Genomic DNA, 4971 nt, shown 5'->3' with positions numbered 1-4971 from the left:
TAGGGATCCGCCTTTGTCTTCACTACCGATAATTGTGCGTTATGTATACTAGATTTGTATAACATATTCATGTGTTTTTAATAAGTCATCTTGAATCTAAGTACATTCCCTTAACAAGTGCATAGAATAATTTTGTAAAAACGCGAAAGGATTGGGAAAAATGCACTATAATCCTTATATATACCCATATCAATATCTTTATTATGTTAATGTACCAATACCAATACCAATGTATAACTATGGAAGACAGTCTGTTTACCGGACTTTTCCTAATGAGATAGAGCATGCAAATAGATTTGATTCTTTTTGCTCTTCTAACAATGACAGAAGAATTTCATTAACAGATTATGGACCAAAACCATTTGTCGTTAATATCAATGAAGCAACGAAGCAAAACAATACCTATCGTACTGCTTTATGGACAGGAACACATTTACAAGTTACTTTAATGAGTCTCAATGTTGGCGAAGATATCGGTTTGGAAGTACATTCTAACGTTGATCAATTCTTACGTATTGAACAAGGCCAGGGGATTATTCAAATGGGCAAGAATAAAGATAATTTAAACTTTAAAAGAAATGTCTATGATGATTATGCCATAATGATACCCGCTGGAACATGGCATAATCTAACCAATACAGGTAATATTCCTCTAAAACTTTACTCGATATATGCTCCTCCTAACCATCCATTTGGTACTGTACATGTAACAAAAGCCGATGCCATGGTAAATGAATAAAACTATTAAAAATAATAAAAAGGATCTTAGATTGAAGATCCTTTTTTTATGCCAATAATGAGACGTTATGTTAACTGATAGTGTATGGAGTATACAAAGAAAACAAGAGTATGGCTACCACATTCTTGTGATAAAATGGAATAGAAAGGGTGATTTAATTGAATATTTTATGGGACTTTGACGGAACACTTTTTAATACATATCCTGCCTATACCAAAATACTCTCTCTAGTACTTGGAGAAGAGATAGATAAACAGGAGATTTATAAAAAATTAAAGATTTCATACTCACATGCACTAGACTACTATAATGTTTCTAGTGACCAGAAAGAGAAAATTAAAAGCTTAAAAAAGGAATTGTCTCCAAAAGACATGAAACCATTTGATGGCGTGGAAGAAATTTTGAAATTTGCAGATAAGAATGTAATCATGACACATAAACACAGAGATGGAGTTTTAGCAATTTTAAAATATTATGGATGGGACAAATACTTTGTAGATATGGTTACGATTGATAATGGTTTTCCTCGCAAACCCAACCCATCAGCATATACTTACTTGCATCAAAAACACAAAATTGATCTAGCTATTGGAGATAGAGAATTAGATTTGCTACCTGCAAAAGAATTAGGAATCATAACATGCATGTTTCAAGGTCAAAGTGATGTAGCAGATTATTATTTAAACGATTACTCAGAATTTTTCAATAAGGGTATTCCATTATCAAAACAGTTGTATCTTCAGCAATAAATCGCTGAAGATATATGATAGATTTATTGACTTCCGCTTTCGAAGATTATGTAAATGAGCTGTCTATATGGACGGCTTATTATTTTTTCGCTTAAGATTTTCCCCTTGTTTTTGGGTGGAATGGTGAAGGCTGGGGTGAAGCGTAGCGAGGGGCTAGCCCCTAAATATGCATCAAATACATATTGCAAAAGAATAATGTATCGGTTGGGAGAACTGGGTGGTTCGGCTGGTACAATTGCTTGTTCAAGTCGAGCAACTTAAATTCTCGTTTTTGGTCTGTTCGGCTTGGCGAAAGTCAAAAACCAGCCGAAAAAAGTTTTGCAAGGAGGGAGCAAAGCGGACAAGGTGGAGATTTTTTGAATGGGGTTCTCAAAAAATACTACCTGTTCCTTTCGGAACTTTTAACCCTATATATAGAGTGAGAAGAGAGAGACTTTTAAAAGTGTAAAAAATGTTGATATATCAGTGTTTTTAAAGATTTTCGTGTGTCACAAATATGTGACACGTGTGTCACATATTTGTGACACACGAAATAATAAAAAATCGTAGTTATCGATTTGATAACTACGATTTTTATTTTCAAAAAAACTTATTAGGTAAATCCTTTAAAATAGGCATCTTCATAGCTTTATAAAACATAACTTTTAATGCTTCATTTACATTGTCCTTATCTCCTGCATAAACCACATGAGGATTAATAAATACTGCATAAGCTTTAGCATTATTTCCTTCAACGCCTGAATCACCTTTAAATAAAATTCCTTTTTTAACTAAAGAATTGATTACTGTACTTGTAGGTTGTCTAGAAGCATCTATTAATTTTGCAATCTCTGTAATATTTGCGGGTACAGGGTTTTTCGCTTTAATATCAAGAACAATACAATTACTAGAAAAAGCAATATAAGGAATTATTTCAGTTAAAAAAATCTTCTCCCTATCTGTTAAATATTTTTGCCTATACAAATAGCCTAGATTCTCTTGCATTGATTGAGCAAACCTCACTTTCGATTGAGGACTCTTTTTAGTTCCTATGTAAATCTCTTTACCACCAGTAGCTTTACTTAACACCTTTAAAGCTTCATCTACTGCGTCTTGATCCATCCCATGATGTTCTTCTTCAAATTGTTTTTGCTCAATCTCTAAATCTCTTTTTCTCGCTTTTTGTTCAGCTTGTCCAAAGTTAATAATCTTTTTTGTCATGTGTTGTTGCTCCTCTCATTTTGTGAGCACCAACATAAATACCAAAAATCATAATTATGGTATTACCCTAATAATAAAATTATGATAATCTATAAACAGATATTGATTTTTAGGTATTTTCGTTGAATACCCTTTGAAACGAGCCATGTTGGAGCATGGCTCGTTTTTATTTTATCACACATATAATCCCAAGAAATGGTCAAACAAAATTTAGAGAAACTTTTACTCACTTTGTTAAAAACGCTCCATGTCATGTCTCCGTTGTTTATGCTTCAGTTCCTTCTTGTGTTCACGTTCAAATTGATTGTCTACACCATTCATATCCAGTTCATTCTTAACAAGTCCTCTAAACGCCTTAAAATGCTCTCCAAGGACTTTTTTCGTGTTGTGGTATAAAACCTTTATGTTTTCCTTTAAATCTCCTATATGGGCTTTTAACGAGCTTATTTCCTTACGTAGTTTTCTATTCTCATCTTCCAAATCTGTATTTTTGTTAATAGCTTCAACCAAACCATCTGCTAAACTATCAACTTTACCTTGTAATTCTTTATTTTCTCGAACTAAATCTGTACGCTGCAAACGATCATAATCTTTTTTCACTGAATATCCAGCATTAATCATTCCTTGCACTCTTTTTAATTCTTTAGTTCCAACAATCCAATTCCCTGTTGGTTTTTCTACTTTTTCTTTTTTTAAAAAACCTTTATTAATAACCTCTATTTTCTTTTCTCTCTCAGCTTTAATCTTAATTTCTCCTGGCAATCGTTCGTTCATTTCCAGTAATTCATTTTTCTTTTCAAAAAGCTGGTTTTCCAAAGAAAGAATTTCCTTTTCTAAATCCTTTTTTTCTTTGTATTCATTCACGTCTTTATAATTATTTGAACCAACTAATTTCCGTTCAATACCACGCTTTTTTAACATTTTTTCTAATATCTTCACTTCTTTTTCTCGCCAATCATCAAAAGGACGAGTTTTATCTAATGTTGGATCTTGTTGTGTAATGGCTCGGTCAAATGATACTTGTTTTTCAAGTCCTCGCTTATACCCACTCGCCACAGGCACAAAATTCAAGTGCATATGAGGGCTAGCCTCGTCATTATGAATGACCGCATTGTAAACTTTTAAATTTGGATTTCGTTTCTCAAAATCCTTAAACCACTCTAACAAAATTTCATTTGCTTTTTCATAATCGGCATTGGAAATGAAATTGTTCAAATCACCAACTTGAATGATCATTTCTTGCTGAAGCGCAGTTTTTTTACCGAACTGAATGTGTTTATAATAGTCATCAATTTTTCGGTCGTTACGTTTTTGTTTAGCGTTATAGTTCTCCAATACTTCTCCAAATTCTTCTTGATATAATTCCTTTAAATCTTTCTGAACAAGATATTTATTATCATCAGATTTTGAATAATCTATATGCGAATTTCGCTCTTTTTCCTTCTCGCTCATTGTCCTGTTATTATGTTTAATATTGGTTTTGTTCGTTGCTTTTTTGAGAGAAACTGACATGCTCATGACGAATCAACTCCTTGCCTCCACTATACCAAAAGCTTTGTTACTTTGGCAAAGTAACCTTTTCTGTATTGTGACATTCCGCTACGCTCCATGTACACAATGAAAAGGCTCTGCGAGGCTGTTTTGGCTATCGCCAAGCCATGCTTTGCATGACAAAAAACAAAACCTTGGACTCTGTCCAAACCTGCTGGGGAACTCTTCCCCAGACCCCCTTAATCCAACTCCCCAACCCCTCAATCCTTGAGGGGCTCCCTCGCCGGTTGGCAGAGTCAAAAGGGTACCTTTTGACAACCACAAGAGGGTTGCATAGTGAGTGTGTCAACTCCTTATCCTCCCGCCCCCTTACGGGTTCGGTCCGGTACCGTTGACACACGCTATGCAGCTACCTCTACCTAATTAAAAACCTAATTTTCTACTCAAGTAGCACTACATAGGTTCCCCTCTCTTTTGATTTATAAAATCAACATTCTATGAACTTGTTATTAAGGAGTACCACCAGCATTTTGAAAAAAACCACGCTAAGAGTATGCAAGATTTTATGCAAAAAATCGGAAGACATAGGGAACTATGGGGAGGCCGAAAAGCCCGCCATAATAGGAATGTATAAAAAAATGCATAGAATCATAGAAAAAGACAAAGGCGGATTCCTTGTGGGAATAGGGATCCGCCTTTGTCTTCACTACCGATAATTGTGCGTTATGTATACTAGATTTGTATAACATATTCATGTGTTTTTAATAAGTCATCTTGAATCTAAGTACATTC

General features: G+C 34.2%; 4 protein-coding genes. 2 read left to right on the top strand and 2 right to left on the bottom strand.

Going from position 1 to position 4971, the window contains the following annotated elements:
- Positions 1-160: 160 nt before the first annotated feature.
- Both PQF83_RS28340 and PQF83_RS28335 read left to right on the top strand, forming a co-directional pair.
- Entirely contained in the window at positions 161-739 is a 579-nt protein-coding gene (locus PQF83_RS28340) for a cupin domain-containing protein (RefSeq protein WP_000559143.1), read from the top strand.
- Positions 740-897: 158 nt separating this feature from the next.
- The gene (locus PQF83_RS28335) at positions 898-1488 is read left to right on the top strand and encodes an HAD family hydrolase (RefSeq protein WP_001024262.1); all 591 of its coding nucleotides are present in this window, start codon (positions 898-900) and stop codon (positions 1486-1488) included.
- Positions 1489-2067: 579 nt separating this feature from the next.
- On the opposite strand, the gene PQF83_RS28330 is transcribed toward PQF83_RS28335, so the two are convergent.
- Positions 2068-2688 carry a hypothetical protein gene (locus PQF83_RS28330; RefSeq protein WP_000162395.1) on the bottom strand — a complete coding sequence of 207 codons (621 nt, stop codon included), beginning with the start codon at positions 2686-2688 and terminating at the stop codon, positions 2068-2070.
- 234 nt (positions 2689-2922) lie between these two features.
- The gene (locus PQF83_RS28325; protein WP_000063005.1) at positions 2923-4206 is read right to left on the bottom strand and encodes a plasmid recombination protein; all 1284 of its coding nucleotides are present in this window, start codon (positions 4204-4206) and stop codon (positions 2923-2925) included.
- Positions 4207-4971 lie beyond the last annotated feature (765 nt).

Source organism: Bacillus sp. FF-1 (genome assembly GCF_028548245.1).
Lineage (GTDB): Bacteria > Bacillota > Bacilli > Bacillales > Bacillaceae_G > Bacillus_A > Bacillus_A paranthracis.
Note: the sequence above shows the minus strand (reverse complement) of the source record. Positions and strands in the feature narration are given on the sequence as shown.